22 protein-coding genes are annotated in these 22189 nt (G+C 68.5%); 9 read left to right on the forward strand and 13 right to left on the reverse strand.

What is annotated here, in order from left to right; translation table 11 throughout:
- Nucleotides 1-30: 30 nt before the first annotated feature.
- Genes ABZ915_RS05385 through ABZ915_RS05395 form a run of 3 tightly spaced genes read left to right on the forward strand, consistent with a single transcriptional unit; the run spans nt 31 to nt 2633 of the window.
- Nucleotides 31-795 carry an ABC transporter permease gene (locus ABZ915_RS05385; RefSeq protein WP_361797701.1) on the forward strand — a complete coding sequence of 255 codons (765 nt, stop codon included), beginning with the start codon at nt 31-33 and terminating at the stop codon, nt 793-795.
- 6 nt (nt 796-801) lie between these two features.
- Nucleotides 802-1836 (forward strand): ATP-binding cassette domain-containing protein, encoded by a 1035-nt coding sequence (locus ABZ915_RS05390; protein ID WP_361796177.1) that lies wholly within the window; start codon nt 802-804, stop codon nt 1834-1836.
- 32 nt (nt 1837-1868) lie between these two features.
- The gene (locus ABZ915_RS05395; protein ID WP_361796180.1) at nt 1869-2633 is read left to right on the forward strand and encodes a DUF1707 domain-containing protein; all 765 of its coding nucleotides are present in this window, start codon (nt 1869-1871) and stop codon (nt 2631-2633) included.
- A gap of 21 nt (nt 2634-2654) precedes the next feature.
- Here ABZ915_RS05395 and ABZ915_RS05400 read toward each other — a convergent pair whose 3' ends face one another.
- Entirely contained in the window at nt 2655-3989 is a 1335-nt protein-coding gene (locus tag ABZ915_RS05400) for an SGNH/GDSL hydrolase family protein (protein WP_361796183.1), read from the reverse strand.
- A gap of 134 nt (nt 3990-4123) precedes the next feature.
- Between ABZ915_RS05400 and ABZ915_RS05405 the strand changes: the two genes are divergently transcribed.
- Together ABZ915_RS05405 and ABZ915_RS05410 are read left to right on the forward strand one after the other, a co-directional pair.
- Nucleotides 4124-5515, forward strand: coding sequence for a DUF445 domain-containing protein (locus ABZ915_RS05405; protein ID WP_361796186.1), 1392 nt, complete (start codon nt 4124-4126; stop codon nt 5513-5515).
- Between the two features lie 103 nt (nt 5516-5618).
- Nucleotides 5619-7151, forward strand: a complete 1533-nt coding sequence (locus tag ABZ915_RS05410) for an MFS transporter (RefSeq protein ID WP_361796189.1) — start codon at nt 5619-5621, stop codon at nt 7149-7151.
- A 22-nt stretch (nt 7152-7173) separates the two neighbouring features.
- On the opposite strand, the gene ABZ915_RS05415 is transcribed toward ABZ915_RS05410, so the two are convergent.
- The 3 genes from ABZ915_RS05415 to ABZ915_RS05425 form a co-directional block, all read right to left on the reverse strand.
- Nucleotides 7174-8664 carry an alginate lyase family protein gene (locus ABZ915_RS05415; RefSeq protein WP_361796192.1) on the reverse strand — a complete coding sequence of 497 codons (1491 nt, stop codon included), beginning with the start codon at nt 8662-8664 and terminating at the stop codon, nt 7174-7176.
- Between the two features lie 61 nt (nt 8665-8725).
- Nucleotides 8726-9175 carry a hypothetical protein gene (locus ABZ915_RS05420; protein WP_361796195.1) on the reverse strand — a complete coding sequence of 150 codons (450 nt, stop codon included), beginning with the start codon at nt 9173-9175 and terminating at the stop codon, nt 8726-8728.
- Between the two features lie 96 nt (nt 9176-9271).
- Complete coding sequence (locus ABZ915_RS05425; RefSeq protein ID WP_361796198.1) at nt 9272-9574, reverse strand: hypothetical protein; 303 nt, start codon at nt 9572-9574, stop codon at nt 9272-9274.
- Nucleotides 9575-9664: 90 nt separating this feature from the next.
- Here ABZ915_RS05425 and ABZ915_RS05430 point away from each other — a divergent pair, with 90 nt between their 5' ends.
- On the forward strand, nt 9665-10468 hold the full coding sequence (locus tag ABZ915_RS05430) for an alpha/beta hydrolase (RefSeq protein WP_361796201.1): 804 nt from the start codon (nt 9665-9667) through the stop codon (nt 10466-10468).
- A 10-nt stretch (nt 10469-10478) separates the two neighbouring features.
- Here the strand turns inward: ABZ915_RS05430 and ABZ915_RS05435 are convergent, their stop codons facing one another.
- Both ABZ915_RS05435 and ABZ915_RS05440 read right to left on the reverse strand, forming a co-directional pair.
- Nucleotides 10479-11021: an MOSC domain-containing protein gene (locus tag ABZ915_RS05435; protein ID WP_361796204.1), complete on the reverse strand. Its 543-nt coding sequence runs from the start codon at nt 11019-11021 to the stop codon at nt 10479-10481.
- A gap of 30 nt (nt 11022-11051) precedes the next feature.
- Nucleotides 11052-11795, reverse strand: coding sequence for a methyltransferase domain-containing protein (locus tag ABZ915_RS05440; RefSeq protein WP_361796207.1), 744 nt, complete (start codon nt 11793-11795; stop codon nt 11052-11054).
- Between the two features lie 219 nt (nt 11796-12014).
- Here ABZ915_RS05440 and ABZ915_RS05445 point away from each other — a divergent pair, with 219 nt between their 5' ends.
- Entirely contained in the window at nt 12015-14291 is a 2277-nt protein-coding gene (locus ABZ915_RS05445; RefSeq protein ID WP_361796210.1) for an N-acetylmuramoyl-L-alanine amidase, read from the forward strand.
- Between the two features lie 116 nt (nt 14292-14407).
- Here the strand turns inward: ABZ915_RS05445 and ABZ915_RS05450 are convergent, their stop codons facing one another.
- Both ABZ915_RS05450 and ABZ915_RS05455 read right to left on the reverse strand, forming a co-directional pair.
- Complete coding sequence (locus ABZ915_RS05450; RefSeq protein WP_361796213.1) at nt 14408-14956, reverse strand: DUF1062 domain-containing protein; 549 nt, start codon at nt 14954-14956, stop codon at nt 14408-14410.
- Between the two features lie 263 nt (nt 14957-15219).
- Nucleotides 15220-15732 carry a DUF6879 family protein gene (locus ABZ915_RS05455; protein ID WP_361796216.1) on the reverse strand — a complete coding sequence of 171 codons (513 nt, stop codon included), beginning with the start codon at nt 15730-15732 and terminating at the stop codon, nt 15220-15222.
- On the opposite strand from ABZ915_RS05455, the gene ABZ915_RS05460 reads away from it, so the two are divergent.
- Complete coding sequence (locus ABZ915_RS05460; protein WP_361796219.1) at nt 15725-15853, forward strand: hypothetical protein; 129 nt, start codon at nt 15725-15727, stop codon at nt 15851-15853. The genes ABZ915_RS05455 and ABZ915_RS05460 overlap by 8 nt on opposite strands.
- A 208-nt stretch (nt 15854-16061) precedes the next feature.
- Here the strand turns inward: ABZ915_RS05460 and ABZ915_RS05465 are convergent, their stop codons facing one another.
- Together ABZ915_RS05465 and ABZ915_RS05470 are read right to left on the reverse strand one after the other, a co-directional pair.
- A complete protein-coding gene (locus ABZ915_RS05465; protein WP_361796222.1) occupies nt 16062-16280 on the reverse strand; it encodes a DUF397 domain-containing protein in 219 nt (72 codons plus the stop codon).
- Complete coding sequence (locus tag ABZ915_RS05470) at nt 16277-17125, reverse strand: helix-turn-helix transcriptional regulator (RefSeq protein WP_361796225.1); 849 nt, start codon at nt 17123-17125, stop codon at nt 16277-16279. Before ABZ915_RS05470 ends, ABZ915_RS05465 begins: the two co-directional genes overlap by 4 nt.
- A gap of 211 nt (nt 17126-17336) precedes the next feature.
- On the opposite strand from ABZ915_RS05470, the gene ABZ915_RS05475 reads away from it, so the two are divergent.
- Nucleotides 17337-17966 carry an ATP-binding protein gene (locus tag ABZ915_RS05475; RefSeq protein WP_361796228.1) on the forward strand — a complete coding sequence of 210 codons (630 nt, stop codon included), beginning with the start codon at nt 17337-17339 and terminating at the stop codon, nt 17964-17966.
- A gap of 174 nt (nt 17967-18140) precedes the next feature.
- Here ABZ915_RS05475 and ABZ915_RS05480 read toward each other — a convergent pair whose 3' ends face one another.
- The 3 genes from ABZ915_RS05480 to ABZ915_RS05490 are packed head-to-tail and all read right to left on the reverse strand — an operon-like array spanning nt 18141 to nt 22186.
- A complete protein-coding gene (locus tag ABZ915_RS05480) occupies nt 18141-19487 on the reverse strand; it encodes a DNA cytosine methyltransferase (RefSeq protein ID WP_361796231.1) in 1347 nt (448 codons plus the stop codon).
- 9 nt (nt 19488-19496) lie between these two features.
- Nucleotides 19497-21338: a DUF6339 family protein gene (locus ABZ915_RS05485; RefSeq protein WP_361796234.1), complete on the reverse strand. Its 1842-nt coding sequence runs from the start codon at nt 21336-21338 to the stop codon at nt 19497-19499.
- Nucleotides 21335-22186 (reverse strand): hypothetical protein, encoded by an 852-nt coding sequence (locus tag ABZ915_RS05490; protein ID WP_361796237.1) that lies wholly within the window; start codon nt 22184-22186, stop codon nt 21335-21337. Before ABZ915_RS05490 ends, ABZ915_RS05485 begins: the two co-directional genes overlap by 4 nt.
- Nucleotides 22187-22189: the final 3 nt, after the last annotated feature.

Consider the following 22189-nt stretch of genomic DNA (forward strand, 5'->3'; position numbering starts at 1 on the left):
GGCGTGCGCGCCTACCGGCTGATCGCCGGGATGTGGATCCGCTCCACGATGGCCTACCGGGTCTCCTTCGTCATGACCACGATCGGGAGCTTCACGGCGACCGGTCTGGACTTCGTGGCGATCCTGCTGATGTTCTCCCGGGTCGACGTGCTGGGCGGCTACTCGCTGCCCGAGGTGGCCTTCCTCTACGGCGTGTCCAGCGTGGCGTTCGGTCTGGCCGACCTGGCGATCGGCTCGATGGACCGGCTGGGTCGCCGGGTCCGCGACGGCACCCTGGACACGCTGCTGGTGCGTCCCGCGCCGGTGCTGGCGCAGGTGGCCGCCGACCGCTTCGGCCTGCGTCGCCTGGGCCGGATCACGCAGGGCGCACTGGTCCTCGGCTACGCGCTGAGCAGGGTCGGCATCGACTGGAGCGTGCCGAAGCTGCTGCTGATGCCGCTCATGGTGCTCAGCGGTGCCGGGATCTTCTGCGCGGTGTTCGTGGCCGGGGCGGCCTTCCAGTTCGTGGCGCAGGACGCCTCCGAGGTGCAGAACGCGTTCACCTACGGCGGCACCACCCTGCTGCAGTATCCGCCCACCGTGTTCGCGAAGGAGCTGGTGCGCGGGGTGACCTTCGTACTGCCGCTGGCCTTCGTCAACTGGCTGCCCGCGAGCTACGTGCTGGGGCGGCCGTATCCGCTCGATCTGCCGGAGTGGACGGCGTTCACTCCGCCCCTGGTGGCGGTGTGCTGCTGTGCGCTGGCGGGGCTGGCGTGGCGGGTGGGGCTTCGGTCGTATCGGAGTACAGGGAGTTAGCTCGCAATGGATCCCGAAGTGGACCCCGAAATGGACAGTGACTTCATCGAACTCGACCGCGTCGAGAAGGTCTTCGACGTGCGCAGGAAGACCGGCTTCCTGAAACGGGAGCGCAGGCAGGTGCGTGCGGTCGACTCGATCTCCTTCCGTGTGGCGCGGGGCGAGATGGTGGGCTACATCGGCCCGAACGGTGCCGGGAAGTCGACGACGATCAAGATGCTGACGGGCATCCTGACCCCGAGCGGCGGCCGGCTGCGGGTCGCGGGCATCGACCCCTCCCGGGAGCGCTCCCGGCTGGCGCACCGCATCGGGGTGGTGTTCGGGCAGCGTACGACGCTGTGGTGGGACCTGCCGCTGATCGACTCCTACCGGCTGGTGCACCGCATGTACCGCGTCCCGGACCGGCGTTACCAGGAGAACCTGGAGCGCTGTGTGGAACTCCTGGAGCTGGCCGACCTGTTGGACGTGCCGGTCCGTCAGCTCTCCCTAGGCCAGCGGATGCGCGGCGACATCGCGGCGGCGCTGCTGCACGATCCCGAGGTGCTCTACCTCGACGAGCCGACCATCGGCCTGGACGTCATCTCCAAGGCCAAGGTGCGCGGCTTCCTGCGGGAGCTGAACGCCGAGCGCGGCACGACGGTCCTGCTGACCACGCACGACCTCCAGGACATCGAGCAGCTGTGCTCGCGGGTGATGGTCATCGACCACGGCCGTCTGATGTACGACGGTCCGCTCGCGGGCCTGCACGAGGTGGGGGAGAGCGAGCGGACCCTGGTGGTGGACCTGGAGCGGGAGCTGCCGCCGATCGAGGTGCCTGAGGCGCGGGTGGTCAAGGTCGAGGGGCCCCGGCAGTGGCTGGCGTTCCCCGCCGCGCAGTCGGCTGCGCCGCTGGTGGCGCGGGTCGCGGCGGAGTATCCGCTGGTGGACCTGTCGGTGCGGGAGCCGGACATCGAGGCGGTGATCGCGACGATGTACGCCGAGCAGTCGGAGAAGGCGGTGCCGGGGGCGCGGGGCGGCGGCCGGGAGGAGCCGGTGTCGTAGCCCTGCGCGCGGCGAACTCGTAGGCTGCTGTCATGACCGACGATGCCCCGGAACTGCGTGCCTCCGACGCCGATCGTGAGCGAGTCACCGAGGTCCTGCGGGACGCCCTGGCCGAAGGGCGGCTCGACATGGAGGAGTTCGAGGAGCGGCTGGAGGCGACGTACAAGGCGCGCACCTACGGGGAGCTGACGCCGATCACCCGCGACCTGCCGGCGTCCGGTGCGGGTACGGGCGGCGCGCCCGCCGTGTCCATGCGCAAGGAGCCTGTCCCGAGCGGGAGTTGGGCGGGGCGGATCGTGGGCGGCGAGGGCTCGTCCTCGGGGGCCGTCGCCATCATGTCCGGCTTCCAGCGCAAGGGGCGCTGGACGATGCCGAAGCGGTTCAACTGCTTCGCCTTCTGGGGCGGCGGGGAGATCGACCTGCGGGAGGCGGACTTCGCGGACCACGAGGTGGAGATCAGCTGCGTCGCGATCATGGGCGGGATGCAGATCGTGGTGCCGCCCGGCGTCGAGGTCGTCGTGCGCGGCTTCGGGATCATGGGTGGCTTCGACCACCGCGAGGACGGCGTCCCCGCGGAGCCGGGAGCCCCGCGGGTGATCGTGTCGGGCTTCGCCCTCTGGGGCGGCGTCGGCATCGAACGCAAGCGGACCCGCGCCGAGCGGGCCCGCCTGAAGGAGGAGCGGCGCCAGGAGAAGCTGGACCGCAGGACCGAGCGGCACGAGTTGCACGAGGCCCGGCACGAGCAGCGCGAGCGTCGCCGCGAGGAGCGGGAGCACCGCCGGTACGGGGAGCACTGAGCCCCGGCCGCTCCACCGCGCCTACAGCTCCGCCTGCCCCGCCCCCTTCAGTTCGCGCAGGTCGAACGTCTCGGCCATCTTCTGGAAGCCCAGGTCGCTCGGGTGCAGGTGGTCGCCCGAGTCGTAGTCGGAGCGCAGCCGGCGCGGGTCGTACGGGTCCCGCAGGGCCTTGTCGAAGTCGACCACGGCGTCGTAGACCCGGCCCGCGCGGATCTCGGCGTTGATCTGCTCGCGCACCGCCTCACGGGCCGGCGTGTAGCCGCGGTGGCCCCCGAACGGCATCAGGGTGGCGCCGACGACCCTCAGGCCGCGGGCGTGGGCCTGGCGGACCAGGGTGCGCAGACCGGCGGTGACCTTGGCGGGGTCGGCGAGCCGCGGGTTGCGCAGGATGTCGTTGACGCCGAGGTCTATGACGACGACCTTGACGTTCGTCCGGGAGAGCACGTCGCGGCCGAAGCGGCCGAGCCCGCTCTGGTTGTCGGCGGGCCGCCCGAGGCCGTCGGCGAGGACCTGGTTGCCGCTGATGCCCTGGTTGACGACGCTGTAGCGGGGCAGGTCGGCGCCGCCCTCGACGGCCGTGCGCAGCCGCTCGGCGAGCACGTCGGTCCAGCGGCGGTTGGCGCCCACGGTGGAGGTTATGCCGTCGGTTATGGAGTCGCCGAGCGCGACGACGGTGCCGTCGGACTCGTTGCTCAGCACGTCAAGGGCCGTCAGGTAGCGCCAGTACGGCGTCTGTTCGGTGTAGCCGGCGGCCGTGGTGTCCTCGGTGTGGTCGCCCGCGGCGATGTACGACACCTGCTGCGCGTGCGGGTGGTAGGTCACCGGGCCCGAGGGGGTGGGGGAGTAGGTGGTGACCAGGACGTCCGTGCCCAGCGGGATGGTGACGCGGACCGTGTCGCTCACGGTCTGCCCGCCGGCCGGGATGACGACGGTGGTGCTGCCGCCGAAGGTGAGCCGCCGCATCGTTTCCGCGGTTGCCGCCGCCGTGTTCTCGTCGGCGGCGACCGCGATCGTGGCGTGCGTGATGGTCAGCGGGGACTGGCCGTAGAGATTGGACAGCGTGACGCGGGCACTCGTACCCCCGGTGCCGGCGTGCACGACGTTGCGCACCGAGCGGCCCGCCATGCCGTTCGTCTCCGTGCCGGGTTCGGCTCCCGCCGGGGAGGTGGACCAGGCGCCGACCCAGGTGCCGGTGGAGGCGGGGGCGACGGCGGTGCCGTGGTGGGGGCGGCCGTCGGCGACGGTGCCGCTGGAGGTGCCTTCGTCGGCCGCGACCCCGACGTAGATGGCGGCGGACAGGGCCACGACCAGTGCGACGAGCGCACTGAGCAGCACATAACCATGACGCTTGGTCATGCGTGTGTTGTTCTCCTCGGGGCGATGGGAGCCTCAGGCTCCGATCTGATGAGCCCATGATGCGTCATGGACCCGCCCACACAGACGCCGGGAACTCCTTTTCTGTTCCGGGAGTAGGTCAGGAAGGGACAATTGTGTGCGGGATCACCGGACGGGTGGAGCAGATGGAACGTACGGAAACGAGAACGCAAGCGACCTCAGGGGCACCGGGAACGACGGGAGCGGTCTTGGGGACGCCCGGCGGCACGCAGTCCTACCGCACCATGACCGCCTTCACCCCCGCCGACGAGGAGCGGCAGCGCGGGGTGCGGCGCATGAAGCTCACGGCGACCGCGATGCTGCTGTTCGTGGCCGTGGTGTACGTCCTCGCCAAGGTGGCCTCCCACGCGGGCGCGGGCCCCTGGGCCGACTATGTCGCCGCGGCCGCCGAGGCGGGCATGGTCGGCGCGATGGCCGACTGGTTCGCGGTCACCGCCCTCTTCCGCCACCCGCTCGGCCTGCCCATCCCGCACACCGCGATCATCCCCACCAAGAAGGACGCCCTGGGCGTCTCCCTGGGCGAGTTCGTCGGCGAGAACTTCCTCTCCCAGGACGTCGTACGGCAGCGGCTGCGCGCCGTCGGCATCGGCAGCCGGCTGGGTGCCTGGCTGGCGGAACCGGAACACGCGGACCGGGTGACCGCCGAACTCGCCACCGCCCTGCGCGGCGCGCTGACCGTACTGCGCGACCAGGACGTCCAGGCGGTGGTCGGCGAGGCGATCACCCGCCGCGCCGACGCCCAGGAGATCGCACCCGGCATCGGCAAGATGCTGGAGAAGGTCGTCGGCGACGGCGGCCACAGGCGGGTCGTCGACCTGGTGGTCGCCCGCGCCCACGACTGGCTCGTCCTGCACGGCGACAGCGTGATGGACGCCGTCCAGGGCGGCGCCCCCGGCTGGACCCCGCGCTTCGTCGACAAGAAGGTCGGCGAACGCGTCTACAAGGAGCTGCTGCGCTTCTGCACGGAGATGCGGGACATGCCGACACACCCCGCGCGCGGCGCCCTCGACCGCTTCCTCACCGACTTCGCCTCCGACCTCCAGTCCGACACGGACACCCGCGCGCGCGTGGAGCGCCTCAAGGGCGAGGTGCTGGGCCGCGGCGAGGTGCAGGACCTGATCGCGTCCGCCTGGACCGCCGTACGCGCCATGATCGTCTCCGCGGCCGAGGACGAGCGCAGCGAACTGCGGCTGCGCGTCCGGGCCTCCCTGCTCTCCCTGGGCTCCCGGATGGCCGTCGAGCCCAAGGTCCAGGACAAGGTCGACAGCTGGGTCGAGGGCGCGGCGGTGCACGTCGTCACCACCTACCGCAAGGAGATCACCTCTCTGATCACCGACACGGTCGCGAGCTGGGACGCCGAGCACACCACCCGCAAGATCGAGGCCCACATCGGCCGTGACCTCCAGTTCATCCGGATCAACGGCACCGTGGTGGGCTCGCTGGTGGGGCTGCTGATCTTCACGGTGTCGCGGGTCCTGGGGGCGTAAGGGCGTAGGGGCGCAGAGGCACAGGGGGGCGTAGGGGCGTAGGAGCGCAGGTCACGGGAACCCGCACTTCGACCTCGCGGAGGAGGTCAGGAGGAGCGAATCCATGACCACTAGCGAGGCTTCGACCGGCGGGACCGTCACCACCCGCATCCCCGCCCGGCTCGACCGCCTGCCCTGGTCCCGCTGGCACTGGACGATCGTCATCGGCCTGGGCACCGTGTGGATCCTCGACGGCCTGGAGGTGACGGTCGTCGGCAACATCGCGAGCCGCCTGTCCGAGCCGGGCAGCGGGCTGTCGATCTCCTCCGGACAGGTCACCGGCGTCGCGGCCGCGCTGTACGTGGCGGGTGCCTGCACCGGGGCCCTGTTCTGGGGCCGGCTGACCGACCGCTTCGGCCGCAAGAAACTCTTCATGATCACCCTGGCGGTGTATCTCGCGGCGACCGCCCTGACCGCCCTGTCCACCGACGCCTGGTGGTTCTTCCTCTTCCGGTTCCTGACCGGCTTCGGCATCGGCGGCGAGTACGCGGCGATCAACTCCGCGATCGACGAGCTGATCCCGGCGCACTACCGCGGCCGCGTCGACCTGATCATCAACGGCAGCTTCTGGCTCGGCGCGGTCGGCGGCTCGCTGCTGTCGATCGTCGCCCTGAACACCGGCCTGCTCGCCGCGAACGTCGGCTGGCGCCTGACCTTCGCCCTCGGCGCCGTCCTCGCCTCCGTGATCCTGCTCGTACGACGCCACGTGCCCGAGAGCCCGCGCTGGCTGCTGATCCACGGCAGGGAACGCGAGGCGGAGGACATCGTCGCCTCGATCGAACAGCGGGTCGAGGCCGAGAAGGGCGAGCCGCTCGCGGAACCCGAGGGTGAGCTGGAGATCCACCAGCGCAGGACCGTCGGCTTCCTGGAGATCGCCCGCACGGTCTTCGGCGAGTACCGCAAGCGGGCCACGCTCGGCTTCTCCCTCTTCATCGGCCAGGCGTTCCTCTACAACGCCATCACCTTCGGCTTCGGCGCGATCCTCACCAAGTTCTACGACGTGCCGGCCGACCACACCGGCTACTACTTCGCCGTCATCGCCATCGGCAACTTCTGCGGCCCCCTGCTGCTCGGCAAGCTCTTCGACACCGTGGGCCGCCGCGTGATGATCTCCTCGACCTACCTCCTCTCCGGTCTGCTCCTGTTCGGCACCGCCTGGCTCTTCGACCGGGGCTCGCTCAGCGCGGGCACCCTGACGGCATGCTGGTGCGCGGTGCTGTTCTTCGCCTCGGCGGGCGCCTCCAGCGCCTACCTGACCGTCTCCGAGATCTTCCCGATGGAGACCCGGGCGATGTCCATCGCCTTCTTCTACGCCCTCGGCACCGCCGCCGGCGGCATCAGCGGCCCCCTGCTGTTCGCCGACCTCACCAGCACCGGCAAGGTCGGCGACACGGTCCTCGCCTTCCAGATCGGCGCCGCCCTGATGTGCGCGGCCGGCCTGGTCGCCGCGTTCCTCGCGGTACGGGCGGAACGCCGCTCCCTGGAGGACGTCGCCCGCCCGCTGTCGGCCGTGGCGGGCAAGGCGAAGGCGGTGACGAAGGGCCGCAAGGACGCCGCCCGCTCCAGGTCGTCGAGGACACAGGGGCGGATGGCGTAGCGGACGGGGGAGGGCGGCGCGGTTACGAGCTCTCGCGCCGCGCCCGGTCCCGCCGCCGCAGCAGGAGCAGTCCCCCGGCCACGGCGGTGACGCCCGCGGCGGCGGACCAGCCGAGGAGGTCGCTGGAACCGGTGGCGGCGAGGTCGTGGCCCGAGCCGGAGCCGGTGGCGGGTGAGGGGGAGGCGGCCGACTGCGGGCGGGTCCCGGAGCCGCTCGTGGACGTCTTGGCCGTGGCCGCCGTGGCCGCCGGGGTCGGTGCGGCCGTCGGGTCCGCCGCCTTGTCCCGCGTGTACGCCAGCGTGCCGAAGCCGAGCTGGTCGTACCCGCCGCTGTTGGGCCCGTAGTCCCCGCCGCCGCCCTCGGGCGCGGCCTTGGCGGCGATCCGGGTGAGGTAGGTGGCGGACAGCCCCCGGCGCCTGGTGTAGTGGTTGGCGATCATCGCCCAGATCGGCCGGGTCATGCCCGGGTCGACGGCCGCCGCGGCACCGGCGGTCTCCGAGCCGGACCAGCCGCCCACCGCACCCTTCCTCCGGGTGTTGACGGTGTACGGGACGGTGCCGCCCAGGCTCCACTTGGCCACGTACTGGGCGCCCTTCAGGAAGCGGCTGTCGTCGTGGCCGTACAGGTCGATGCCCTGGTTCCAGGCCATCTCGCAGACGGTGCCCATCAGACCGACGCCGAGCAGCGCGTGCCCCTGGTCGCGGCCGGCCTCCAGCCACTCGGCGAGCCCGTCCTCGTGCACGACGGGGATCGCGTTCTTCACCGAGCCGAGCCCGGCCCCGTTCTTGAAGTACTCCACGACCCGGTCGACCTTGTCCCGGTCGTCGCAGAAGATGCCGGCGGCCAGGACGCAGGCCATGGCGGTCAGGTCCCAGTTGGGCCAGTAGTTGGTGATGACGGCGCCGTTGTGCTGGGTCAGGAAGGACTCGCCGAGCGGCGAGAACACCTCGCGCAGCACCTTCTTCGCCCCTGCCAGGTCGAAGTCGGGGCGGTCGCGGACGAGCTCCGCCGCGTTGGCGAACTGGTAGCCGTACAGCCCGGCCGCGAGGAACCGGTCGGCGCTGCCCGCGATCGACGTCAGCTTCGCCGACCAGGCGTTGAGGATCGCCACGGCGGTGTCCGCGTGGGCGCTCTCGCCGCTGACGTGGTGGCGCAGGGCGTTCTGGTAGGCGGCGTGGATGTCGTTGTAGAGGACCGCGTAGTTCTGCGGGCTGCCCGCCCCCCGGTACACGGTCGCCTGCGGATTGGCCCGCCAGCCGCTCTGCGCGTGCCGGTTGGCGGTCAGCTTGGCGAATCCCGCCGTGTAGGGCGCGGCACCCGCCTTCACCTTGGCGGCCATGCGGTCGAGGTCGGTACGGGTGTGCAGCAGCCCGGGGTGCGCGAAGGCCCCGCCGGCGGCCGCGGCCGAGGGGGCGGTCACGCCCACGACGGTGCCCGCCGCTCCGGCGGCGGCTCCTACGGCTCCCGCGGCCTTCAGCAGACCGCGGCGGGTGAGGTGTCGAGTCTCGTGCATGCCCCGGAGACGGGGTCTGGGGTCCGCCGATAACAAAAACTCAGCCCCGCTCGTCGACGACTCAGGCTCCGGTGGTCGACCCCGGCCGCACGATCATCAGGATCGTCACGGTGGCCCACAGCAGATTGAAGATCCCGGTGAACATGGCGAGCCGCACGGTCGCCTCGCGCGTACCGCCGCCCTCCACCAGCGCGCTCTGCCTGGGCAGCACCAGCGCGGCCAGCACGAGCGCGGCGAGCGCCGTCAACGCGATCGACACGATCAGCCAGGCGCTGCCCAGCACACCCATGTTGCTGGCGGTGGCGAACCCGAAGACCGGGACGACGACACCGAAAACGGCGTACACCTTGCAGATCCGGTGCAGCAGCCGCACGGTCTCGGCGGCCCGGAGATCGTCCGGCGCCTCCAGGGCCCGCCGGGCGGCGGGCGGGAACATGCTGGCGGCGACGGTGACGGGCCCGACGGCGACGATCGCGGCGAGGACGTGGACGGCGAGGAGGAACTTGTTCACGGGCCGACGCTAGGCCGCGCGGCGATCTTGCGGAAGTGGCGATAATGCCAGTACCCAACGGATTATCGCCAGACCCGTCTCGTGCTTCGTAGGCGCCTACGCCCGCCGGTCGGCAACCGCCCAGGAGGCCAGCGCCACGGCCCCGGCGACCCCGAACACCGACGGCCACGCCCCGACCTTCTTCGCCAGCGGATGGGACCCGGCGAACGCAGCGACGTAGGCGGCGGTAAGCGCACCCGCGGCCTTCCCCCCGGCCTGCTTGCGCCACTGCTGCGCGGCCGCCGCCCCCGCGACGGCCAGAACGGCCCCGCCGAGCTGCCGCTTCTTGGTCCAGCGGGCCACACCGTACCCACCGACGAGCCCCGTGGCGGCCACCACCGAACTGGGAACCTTGGCCATACCTGCCTCCTTCTTCTGTCTGCGGCGAGGCTAACCCGAGCCATAGGCTCAGCCCCGACGCACCCCCGACAGCCAGGAGCGGCAACCGACTTGCCCCCCGCCCCCGCTCACATCACCACCCCGGACGGCACCCGCGTCGCCTACCGCGACCACACCCCACCAGGGGCCCGCCCCGGCCGCCGCCCCGTCCTCCTCCTGCACGGCCTGGCGGGCCACATGGCCGAATGGGACGACCTGACCGCCCGCCTCCTCGCCGACGGCCACCGCGTGGTGACGTACGACGCGAGAGGCCACGGCGACAGCACGCGTACACCCCCGGACATGACGAGGGCGGCGGCGGTCGCCGACGCGGTGACCCTGATCAACCACCTGCACCTGGCCCCCGCGACCCTCATCGGCCAGTCCCTGGGCGGCCTGACGGCCTTGCTGCTGGCGGCGAGGCACGCCCCTCTGGTCGACTCCCTGACCCTGGTGGAGGCGGGCCCGGCATGCCGGGACCCACAACTGCCGTCCCGCATAGGAGCCTGGCTGGACACCTGGCCTCCCGTCTTCAGGACCCGAGCAGAGGCACTGGCGTTCCTCGGCCACGAGGCATGGGTGAGGGGCCTGGACGAACGCGAGGACGGCTGGCACTCAAGGCTGGACCGCGACACCATGATCGCGGCAGTGGCGGAACTGGCCACCGAGGACTACTGGACGGAGTGGTCGCGGATCTCCTGCCCCACGCTGGTCATCAGGGGCGAAAAGGGCACGATGCGCGAGGCGGAGGCGACGGAGATGCGGACCCGCCGCCCCTCGACGACAGCAACGGTCATCCGCGGCGCCGCGCACGACGTCCACTTGGACGAGCCGGAGGCCCTGTACGAATCGATAGCAGCTTTCTTGAAAAGGTGAGGAAGGCGACTCAGACGCGCTCCAACGCCCGATGCGGCCCCTCCGGAAGCTCGACCTTGACGGCATCCCCGGGCCGCACGACCCCACCCACCACGACGACACTCATGATCCCGGCCTTCCGCACGAGGCTCCCGTCCTCACCTCGCCCGACGACCTGCTTCAGCAGCCCCCGCTGAAAGTTGTCGATCTGAAGGCAGGGATTCCGCAGCCCGGTCACCTCGACCACGGCCTCGTCCCCGATCCGCAACAGAGCGCCGGTGGGCAGCGCCAGCAGATCGATCCCCCGGGTGGTGATGTTCTCCCCGAGCTCCCCGGCCACCACCCGAAAGCCCGCGCCCCGCACCTCCCCGAAGAGCTCCTCATGAATGAGGTGCACCTGACGAAGATTCGGCTGCGTGGGATCCTGCGCGACCCGGGACCGATGCTTGACGGTCACCCCGGAATGCACATCCCCTTCGACCCCGAGCCCGGCGAGCAGGGTGATGCTCTCCCGGTTCGGCTTGGTGAACGAGTACTCGCCGTTGCTGCTGACCGCCGTAACCACCGCGTTCACTCCGGCCCCCCTCTTCCCATCCGTCAGACGTCACACGCTACTGACCAGGAGCCGGTAACCCACATCGATTTCCTCCAGCCCCAGCAACTCGGCATGCCGCCGACGCCAACGCCCACTCGCCAGATCACCCGCGAGCCGGCTCAGCCCAGGCCCGATGACATCTTCCCCGGTCTGCGCGCACAGCGAGATCCCCGCCCGCACCTCCGGATCGAGATAAGCCTCGGGCCGACGCCAGTACGCAGCCCCGAACCCATCCGTACAGTCATGCGGAACGGGCACGGCCTCCACCCGGGCCCCACCGAGCAGCTCAGCCAACGCCTCCACCGGCACGGCCCGCGCGTCGTCGAACGCCACCGCCTCCGGCAGATACTCCCGCACAAGCCAGAACCGCTCCCGAAACACCACCTGATCCCAGGTCAGCACAACAATCCGCCGCCGAGCCACCCGCCGCAACTCCCGCACCCCGGCGGCCAGATCACCCCAGTGATGCACGGTGAGCAGCGCCATAACCGCATCGGCGCCCCCATCCCGCACCGGCAACCGCTCAGCCACCCCCTGCACCACAGGCGCCGTCCCCACCGGCCGCTGATCCACCATGACCCGACTGGGCTCCACGGCCAGCACAGTCGTATCCGGCTCATACGACCCGGCCCCCGCCCCCACGTTGATCACATCAGCCATGCCATCCAGCGCGGCATGAATCCGCGCCCCGATCCGCGGATCGGGCCGCCGGGTCTGCGCATACGTCGTACCGAGCGAGTCGTAGAGCGCCATGCCGGCCAGTATCCGAGGACGGGGGCGAGCTCCGGGGCTCACCTTCACGCCAAGTCACAGTCACCGATGGCGAATTGCAGTGACCTGCGTCACGACTTTCAGCGCTCCCGTGATGTTCACCGGGGGAGCTGCGCTGTAGAGGGCGGCTGCCTGAGTGACGGGTGTGCCTCGTGTGATTTCCATCTGTGGGCCCTTCCGGGCCTCCTGGGGGTAGGAACCGTGAGTCGCCGTACAACGCATGCGTACAAACCGCTGAGCAAGAGACGACGGGCGTGGCTGACGCTCGGTGCGGTGCTCCTCGGAGGCGGGGGAGTGGTGACCTACGCCGTCGCCAGCCCGTCCACCGACCCCGGCGCGGCGGGCCGGGCGAAGCGCCCGGTGAAGGTGTACGACCTCACGCTGAAGGGCAGCGCGGCCGACAGGCGGGACCTGCCGCGCACGGACACCGACCAGTTCTCGCTGCTCGGCGTCTCCTGGACGGGGCCCGCCAAACGGCTCGAGGGCACGGCGCAGGTACGCACGCGCAGCCGCGAGACCGGCCGGTGGAGCGCTTGGCAGCACCTCGAACTCAACGTAGATCCGGCGGAGAAGCCCGGCGCCCGCGTCCGTGGCGCGTCCGAGCCGCTGTGGGTCGGCCCCTCCGACGGCGTGCAGGTGCAGGTCGTCCGTAAAAACGGCACCAGCGGCCCCGTTCTCCCCAAGGGACTAGAGGTCAACCTGGTCGACCCCGGGGTGGTGACCGCAGCCGAGACGAAGGCCGGCACCGCCGAACCGGCCGCGTTCGTCGCCGATACGACTCCCGGCGCCACGGACTCTCCAGCCACCGACTCCACCGCACCGTCAGAGCCGGCGGCCCCCACGGACTCCACACCCCAGACGGACTCCACATCCCCCACGGACTCCGCGAGCCCGTCGGCCACCGTGCCCTCCGCGTCGCCGTCCGCGCAGCCGTCCGTGCCGCCCTCCGCGCCGCCGTCCACCGTGCCCGAGCCGCCGATCGTCTCGCGCGTGGACTGGGGCGCCGACGAGTCCCTCAGCCCTGACGCGCCCGAGTACAACGCGGACGTGAAGGCGGTGTTCGTCCACCACACCGACGGGAGCAACGACTACTCCTGCGCCGACTCGGCGTCGATCGTGCGGGGCATCTACGCCTACCACGTGCAGGTCAACGGCTGGAAGGACATCGGCTACAACTTCCTGGTCGACAAGTGCGGCACGATCTTCGAGGGCCGCAAGGGCGGCGTCGACCTGCCGGTGCTCGGCGCCCACACCTACGGCTGGAACCGGGAGTCGACCGGCATCGCGGTGCTCGGTGAGTACACCTCCACCGGCGCCACCGACGCCGCGTTGGCCTCGATCGCCCGTGTGGCGTCCTGGAAGCTCGGCCAGTACGGCGCCGACCCGTCCGGAACCGTCCAGCTCACCGCCGGCGCCGCCCAGACGAACTACTCCGCCACCGCCTTCACCGCGGGCGGCAAGTACACCTTCCAGCGGATCTCCGGACACCGGGACGGCTACAACACCCAGTGCCCCGGCAACTCCCTCTACGCCCAACTGCCGACCATCCGCAGCTGGGCCTCCGGCCCGGTGCAGGGCCTGAAGACCACCTCGCTCACCGGCGCGGGCCTTTCCGGCTCGACGTACTACACCAGGGGCGCGGTAACGGCACACTGGACGACCACCACACCGGCCGCGCTCATCAAGGGCTTCGAGCTGCTGGTCGACGGCAAGACCGCCGCCACCGCCCCCGGAACAGCCACGTCCGCCGGAACCATACTCCCCCAGGGCAGCCACACCCTCGCCGTGCGGGCCGTGCACCAGTCCGGCAAGACGGCGACGACCGCCGCACTGAACGTGGTCGCGGAAACCACCGCACCCACCTTCACCACCCCCACGAAGCTCTCCCTGCGCACCGGCACCGTCAACACCGGCGCCGTCCCGGTCACCCTCGGCTGGAAGGCCACCGACAACACAGCACTGAGCTCCGTGAAACTCCTCTCCCCCACGACGGCCACCTTCGGCCCGACCACCACGAGCTCCAGCCGCACCGCCACGCCCGGCACCGCCACCACCTGGTCGCTACGGGCCTACGACTACGCCGGCAACACCACAACGTCCTCCACCACGCTCACCCCGGTGATCGTGCCGGAAACCTCGGCCACCAAGTCCGGCACGTGGACAACCCGTTCCTCCACCAGCTACCTGGGCGGCAAGTCCTACTCCACCGCCTCCAAGGGCGCCACCCTCACCTGGACCTTCACCGGCCGCTCCACCGCCTGGCTGGTCTCCCGAGCCACCACCTCCGGCCAGGCATACATCTACGTGGACGGCACCAAGGTCACGACCGTGGACCTGGCATCCTCAACCACCCTCTACCGCCAGGCAATCTGGACCAAGACCTGGTCCACCAGCACCAAACACACCATCAAGATCGTCGCAGCCGGCACCACAGGCCGCCCCACCATCACCACCGACGGCCTCGTCTACATCAAGTAACGGAACGAAGAGGGTCCCGACCACTGACCGCCCGGGACCCTCTCCCTCCCTGACTCTTACGCGCGTCTGGCCTGTCCGGCGGCTCTTGCCGGACAGGCCCTGGTCCCGAGGAGGGCTCAGCGCTTGAGCGTGAAGGTGAAGTCGCCGGAGAGCTTGCCGCTCAGCCGGACCGCCGAAACGAGCTTCCCCTCCGTGATCAGTCGCTCGACCTCGGCCCGTGAAAGACCGCAACCGTCAGCGATCAGTCGCACCGGCCGGACAGGAATCCGCGCCGCGAAGCGGACGGAGACGTCGATCACCTCGCGGTCCAGGTGATCCGATCCGCCGGTGTCAAGGCGCCAGGCGTCGTCCCAGTCGAGGGCGATGCGATTACGACGCCGCACGACCTGATCCTGGAGCAGTTCAGCTGCCAGACCAGGGTCGTTGTCATGCAGCCGGTCCAGCAGTTCAGGCCGTACGGAGCGCACGTTCATCCGCTCCAGGACCGTGAGCTTCGTGGTGTCCCCGCAAGCGGTACAGAGTGCGAGGAGCCAGGCGTCGATGAGCTTGTGGTTTGCGTTGACGCGAAATTTACCGTTCGCCCGGAAGCGCTCTGAAGCGCACGCGTGGCAACGACGGAGGACGAGCGGCAGGCAGGTGGGCATGACCACCCAGCTATTGAGCACAGGAGTACACCGGTTCCAGTGAGAAGTCCGCAGCAATAAGCAGCGCGGCGCACATGCGCGACGCGCGACCAATCAGCGCTCGGGAGGTCTCACAGGGTGTACAACGGCACGTCCTTGCCTAGACGACTTGGTTCGGCAGCACGGTAACGGCCCACAGCGGCGCTGCACCACTGGTTTTCGAGCGCTTGCCGAGAGCCCTACGGGCTTCCTGGACGCTTGAGGAAGGGAAGGGTGGTGTTGACGCAGAACTCTTCCCCGGCCGGTCAAACGAGCTGGTACTCGGCGTGCGGGATGCCCAGTTCCCAGACCGCTTCGAAGGCGCTTGCGCAGAGCTCGATCTCCCGGCGGTCCGTGCTCAGGAACGGCTCCAGCCACTCACCCTCGCCGTCGAAATGGTTCACCAGCAGCAAGGACGAGTCGAACAGCCAGAAGTCGTTGCCGGGCAAAGCTATGCCGGTGGCGCTCCGTCGCGGAAGCCAGCACACTTCCTCACCCGCGGCGATGTTCAGGCCGTCCGTCACCTCGTGCTCGAACTGGATGTACTTGCTGACAGGCTCGGACACGATGCGGGCGCGGCGGACCTTCACGCCCCGGCTCGTCGCTTCGGAGACCAGGGCGAGCCAGTCGGCCCACCTCTCGGCGGGGTTGATGGCGACACCGGCGGCCCAGTCGACATAGGCCGGGTCCGACTTCATGTAGGAGTCCCGCATCTCCAGATGGACCGCCGACTCACGACAGTCGCGGAACAGCTCCTCAAACGTCGGAACCGTGGCCATGCTCTATCTCCAGAACGAACTGAACCATGCGTCGTGGGATCTCCACCACGGACTCGTGGCCAGGGAGGTCCATCTGGCCCAGTCGCTCGTCGTCCAGTGGTTCGAGCCCTGCGCAGGCTGAGCAAGGTACTCCAGCCATACCCCGGCCCGCCAGGATCCTGCTCTCCCTGGGCCGCCCTCTCGGGGCGTGACGGGAGCGCGGCCGCACACCGGGTGGGTGTTGGGCACGATTGGTAGATACGTCCCACGCCCAAGCTCAGTGACCTGCGGTTTCTTCTTCCGCTCCTGGCACAGATCTGCCAATCACCGGGCGGTTGTGTCCTCGAGTCTCAGGCATCGCCCAGGACTTCGCGCCGCAACATATCGACGAACGCCTGCCAGGTGTGTTGCTCAACAGCCACGACAGCACCGTTCGAGTTCTTGGAGTCACGTACGAGGGCGCTGCCTCCGGCCCACGCGCACTCGACGCACTCTCCACCGGCGCCATTGCTGTACGACGACGTAAACCACACCAGTCGGTTGGAACCGAAGGGCTCTGCAACGCTCACTTTGCGTACTCCTTCAAGGCCGACTCGATCAACCGTGCCGAACGCTGAGGGCTCAGGGCCGCCGCCCGCAGCCCGTTGAATGCCTTGCCGTACTCACGGACATGATGCTCGCCTTCCAAGTACACGGCATCGGTGATGCCGTCCCGGTACACAAGATCCGGATCTTCAGGGGCGGGAAAGCCCAGCATGGTGAACGTCCCGGTGGCCGGATAGGTGCCCGAGTCGAAGGGGAGGACCTGCAGCGTCACGGATGGCAGCTCGGCGACCTCCAAGACGCGCTCGAGCTGCTCCCGCATGAGGCCGCCGTCCCCGATGACATTGCGAAGCGCACCCTCATTCACGACGAACCATGCATCAGGCGCATCGGCGCGAGTCAGCATGCTCTGGCGTTCCATCCGTACACGGACTGCTCTCTCAATGTCCTCGGCGGTCATGTGAGCACCCGTTCTATGTAGCTCGCCGGCATAGGCCTCTGTCTGCATGAGTCCGGGGATCAACTCGCACTGGTACTGACGCAATGTTGAGGCGTCCTGCTCCAAGCCGATGTAGATGTTGAACCACTCCGGGATGCCCGCTCCGTGCACCTGCCACCATCCGCGCGTCTTGGCCTCCCGGGCCAAAGATTTGAGGAACTCGCGCAGCTCGTCACTGGTGCCGTAGAACCGGCAAAGAGCGTCGATGTCGGACGGCTGAACCCGGCCGCTTCCGGTCTCCATTCGGTTGACCTTGGAGCCGCTCCAGTCCAGAGCCTCGCCTACCTGCGCGCAGGTGAACGCGCCCTTCTCCCGAAGCTTCTTCAGCTCGATCGAGAGACGGCGCCGGCGCGCCGTCGGTGATCCGGCCATCTCAACCCTCTCTCCACAACGAGTGTTCAGTCTCGTGCCAAGGGAAGTGCCTGCCAATCACTCAGAAGTGGGAATCTCGCCCTGCACATTGCACGAGGGGATCTGCACCCAGCACTCTGATAGCGACACAACTCATCGTGATGAGCGGTGACGTTGAGTTGCTCGCGGTGTCGCCGCAACGAGAGGAGATTGCGTGGGCCAGGAAGCATGTATGACGCGCAAGCCCTGGGACCTTCCCTTCACGGCCGAGCCGACGGAGGTGGCAGCCCTACGTCGGGCCATACGGCTGCATCTGGGCATCTGGGGCTTGCACGAAGTCACGGATGAAGCCCAGCTCTGCGTCAGCGAGTTGGCGTCCAACGTCATCACGCATGTCGGCCCCGGTACCCCGGCCACACTCGCGGTTTCGATGAACGGAGTGCATCTGCGTATCGAGGTGCACGACCCCGACACCCGCGCCCTACCCACCCTCCTCGATGCGAACGTGGACTCGGTGGGCGGGCGAGGCATGGCCCTCGTCGACGCCGTCGCCGCCCGCTGGGGCGTCCAACTCCACCTCGATCACAAGGTCACCTGGTGTGAGCTGGCGACGGGTCTCACCTCGCCGAACGGCCATGTAGAGGGCCCTGGTGTGCGGCGGGCCGAGGCTCTGTTGGAGTTCTACGCGGGTGCGAAACCGCCCCTCCGGACCGGCCCGGGAAGGCTGGGGAAGGCACTGGCCGAGGAGTCGGTGATTACGGTCATCACGGACTTTCTTCACTGGCTTCGTGTGCACGGTTGCGACGTGGACGAGGCGTTGGATCGTGCTCAAACGCGCTACGACGCTGAACTGGGCGGCTGAAGCAAATGAAGCCTCGTAGGCTGAGCACCTGGCGTAGAAAACCTATGAGGCGTCCTCATGCGTGGCGAGCGGAAATGCATCGCGCAGGCCACCCGATATCCCCCGCCTTGGGAGGGGTGGCTCTGCGTCAGGTGCCAGTCACTGCTCTACCGCAGGCATCCACGGCAGGCCGAGTCAGTCACGCAGATAGGCGTGAATTGCCCCTGCGATAGCTTTGCCCAACGGAATTGGTACTGCATTCCCGATCTGTGTGGCAATCTCTGTCTTCGTACCACACCAGCGAAAGTCCACGGGGAACCCTTGGATGCGGGCCGCCTCGAAGTGCGTGATGGGACGATCCTCTGACGGGTGAAGGTAGCGCCCCTTCTCGGGCTTGAAGAACTCGGTGCGGATGGTCACCGATGGTTCGCCGAGGCGGAGCCTCCCCATGACGTCACCGGTTCCGGAGTTGTGCTTGTCCCAACTGGCGGTCGAGAGGTACCCGACAGTTGTCCTCACTCCGGGAGGGGTCGACGTGTTGAAGTACTTGAATTCACCAAATTCGTCTTGGGTGTACCACACGCCGCTGAGGTGCTTACGGTTCCCGCCGGGAGGGATGGCGCCGTATCGGGCCAGAGAGATCGTCTCCGGGTTCCGGCCGAAGTGAAGATTTTCAGTGCTGAAGATACCGGGAAGTTCGGCCTTCAACTCAGGTACAAAATTCTTTATGCCGGGAAGGTCGACGAGCGCGCGCTTGGAGGATTCGCGGAAGATGTCGTCCACGGCTTCCCAGTACGAGATCCCGGCGTCGACACCGTCGATCGGTCGACTTGCCGGAGTGGATCCGTTTTTCGGGCGACGGAAGTGCGACTTGATGGGATATGTCATCGTGCGACCGTTTTCGACGTCGCGGCGAACACCGATCACGATGGCTCTGCGGCGAGCCTGTGCGGCACCGTAGTCCGCAGCGTTGAGGAGGTAGCGCTTGTTCTTTTCTTCCTCTGAGTCGGTGGGCTCATGGCCAGGGGGATCGACCAGCCGGTACTCGGATAGCCGGCCCCCCTTCTTCACCTCGTTGAGCAGGTTCTGAAATTCGTCCGACTTCAGGAAGCGGTCCACATTTTCGATGACGAATACCTTTGGGCGGATTTCCGCCACGATTCGTACGTATTCCTCCCAGAGGCGGTTGCGCTCGGTGCCCTTCTTCGCGCGGTTCAAGGCCGAGAAGCCCTGACAAGGGGGCCCTCCGACGACGACGTCCGCGTGGAGGGCCTCCGGAGTCGGCTTCCAGGCCTCGATGTCTCCGACATGCACACGAGCCGCCGGCACCCGCCTGTCCTTGCGAAGCTCCCCGAAGTTCACAGCGTACGTGGCCGCTGCGGCGTGGTTGTGTTCGACGGCCGCGATGCTGTGGAAGACGGGCCCAGCACCATGCTTCCCCGTGGGGCGGAAGTCGTGGAAACCCTGGGTGAAGCCCCCGCAGCCGCTGAAGAGGTCGACGACAGTGATGGGGTCGGGGGTGGCGGAACGGGGCGTGAGCATAGGGCGATCTTAGCTTCGGAGTGCGGTTGCGAGGGCCTGACCAACAGCGGACGCGAGTGGAGGTGGCATCGCGTGGCCCACCTGACGATACCTGGAGGTCTTGCCACCGAAGAGCTTCCAATGATCGGGGAAGGCCTGGATCGTCGCCGCCTGTTCGACGGTCAGCTTGGGCGGTTCGTCCATCGGGAAGTCGGCTCCAGGAGGCTCGTCCCCCAGGCTGTTGCCGTTGACACCGAGCGCAGCCCACGCCTTCTTGCTGCCCGTCGGGCCAAGGTCGGCCCCGCCTCTGCGGTCGGAGCCACCGACGAGAGCGGGGGCAATACGGTCGGCGTTCTTGATCCAGCGTTCGGCACCGGGCCAACCTCCCGCAGACATGGACGGACCGAGGGCCTCCCCCACCGTGGGCGGCGGTTCCTCATTCGGTAGGGGCCACGAGAAACGCCCGAAATATGGATCTCGCAGAGCGACGAGAAAGCCACTCTTCCGATTTTGGGGGACACCGAAGTCCGAGGCATTGAGGATCTTCCAACTGGTGCGGAAGCCGGCTTGGTGCAGCTCGTGGTCAATCCAAGCGCGATCCGCGGCGAATTCCGGGCCGTCGACCAGGTCAGGGACGTTTTCGAAGAGCACGGCCTTTGGCCTGATGCCGCAGGCCAGGCTGATCGCGGCGCGTAGTACCCGTCGTTCCTCTGTGTCCTCCGCCCGACCGACTGTCGCCGACGACTTCACGCGTGGCAGGCCGCCACTGACGAGATCGACATCAGTGGCGTCGGGACGCATGCTCGGGCTGAATTGGGCTACGTCCATGCACACGACGTCCCAAGCAGGTCGGTTGAGGTCGATCGAGAAACAGGCGTCCGCCTTGCTGTCGATGAGCAGTACAGGGTCGAATCCGGCGAGTTCGAGGCCGAGTGCCTGTCCTCCCGCTCCTGCACAGACCTCCAGCGACGTGAATCGTCGGACTTCGACGGGAGCCGGTGGTGTTCCTGGAGGCGACGACTGCTCGTCAGGGAACTCGGAAACAGGATTCGGATCGAGGACGTCGACCGAAGTCGCCGGATCCGAAACAACCTCAAGCGCATTCGTCGTGGAGGGCCTTGGGCGCTGAGCGTCCACCGACTCCTGGGCGACTGCGCGCAACTCGCCGTCGAGAGCGTGCTCCTCGATTCCGTCGAACAACACGAACGGAGCGAGCCGGAGCAGTCGCTTGAGGAAGTCACGAAGGGTTTCGCGCTCGTTCAGACCGGTCAGGTCGAGATCTTTCCAGACCCGCAGGATCGCCCTCACCAAGTGAGGACTTCCACCCAGTGCAGTGCGGCGCGCGTAAATCTGGTCGAAAGCAGCCTCACCGAGGATCTCAAGAGCGCGGTACGGCTCCGACTCCTCGGGCGCTCGCACGAGCTGTGCCCGCCACCAGAGACGCCCGAACACGTGCCGGGTGAGGTCGGTGCCGAGGACCCGGTCCTTCGGCGGTTGCGGATAGCGCCAGAACGCAACATCGGGAAGGACGACGAGGGCCAGAAAAGCCCAGACATCGCGGGCTGCGGCTTCGGCGGGCACCATGCCCATCTCGGCGTGCAGCAGAGCGGCCAGCCGAAGGTCGAACTCCGCATTGCGCGCACGGTCGGAATCATCGGGGAAACCGGCACGCTTCGCGAGCTCCAGCACGCCTTCCCGTAGTTCACGGAGTTGACCGGAGGGGACGCGGTCGCCGCCCGTGGCCACGTACACCGCGGAGTCGTGGGTGAGGGCGACGCGTCGGGACAGGTCGGCCGGCGCGAGGTGCCAATACTCCTCGAAGAGGGGTCTTGCCTGTTCGGCGAGGAGTCGAGGGTAGAGAAAGCTCATCATGACACCTCGAAGATCTTGACGGCGGCCTGCAGATCCGACGAGAACAGGGCCGGCGACTGCCGGTGGCGGAGGCGTATGTCGGTGATCGACTGACCCGGGAACAGTTGGTCGAACAAGCTCAGCAGGGTGGCCCCCAGCGAACCCTCGGGGAAGTCTGCGTCCTCGACGAACTCCTCATGTGTGAGAGCGTGCTCCACCATGACCCGGGCGGCATCCGCGTACACCGCCGAAAGAACGATTCGATCCACGGGGCGTGGCTTGCCCGCGTTCTGAAACGCGGTGGCCGTGACCGTGTTCTGCTCGTTGACCAGGAGCAGGAGCGCACCCATGGTGGCGCTCTCCAGGCCTCCGCTGATTTGCAGATGCCAGGCGGCGTCCTCCGGGAATGAGGTTCGCGCGAAATCGATCACGGCCATGGGGAACTGTGGAGCATCGCCCTGCAGGCGAAGGGCCGAGCGATCACTCCACAGCACGGATCCTGCTCGCCTTGGCGAGGAAGGCCGTGCGTCGTTCACGCGCTCGGCGAGCACGAGTGCTGTGTCCAGGAGCAGCAGGCCGCCCAGATCGGCACCACGCAACCGGAGATCGAATTCGACTGTCCTCGTACCGGCTTCGGACAGGCGCACATGCTGAGCAGGGCCGCTGAGGTTGGAGCCTGTGGCAGTCCAGACGACCGAGAGCATGAGCGGAGCGTTCACCGACAGCCCCGTCTGCTGTCGGACCTGGTCCAGGTCGACCCGGAGGGCTCTGCGTACGTGGACGTCCATCTGGTAGTCCCAGTCGGGCAAGGCCTCCGGTAGGGCCACCTCGCCGTCCTCGATCACCAGGCGCCAGGGCTCTGGTGTCACGAC

Source organism: Streptomyces sp. NPDC046915 (assembly GCF_040644935.1).
GTDB lineage: Bacteria > Actinomycetota > Actinomycetes > Streptomycetales > Streptomycetaceae > Streptomyces.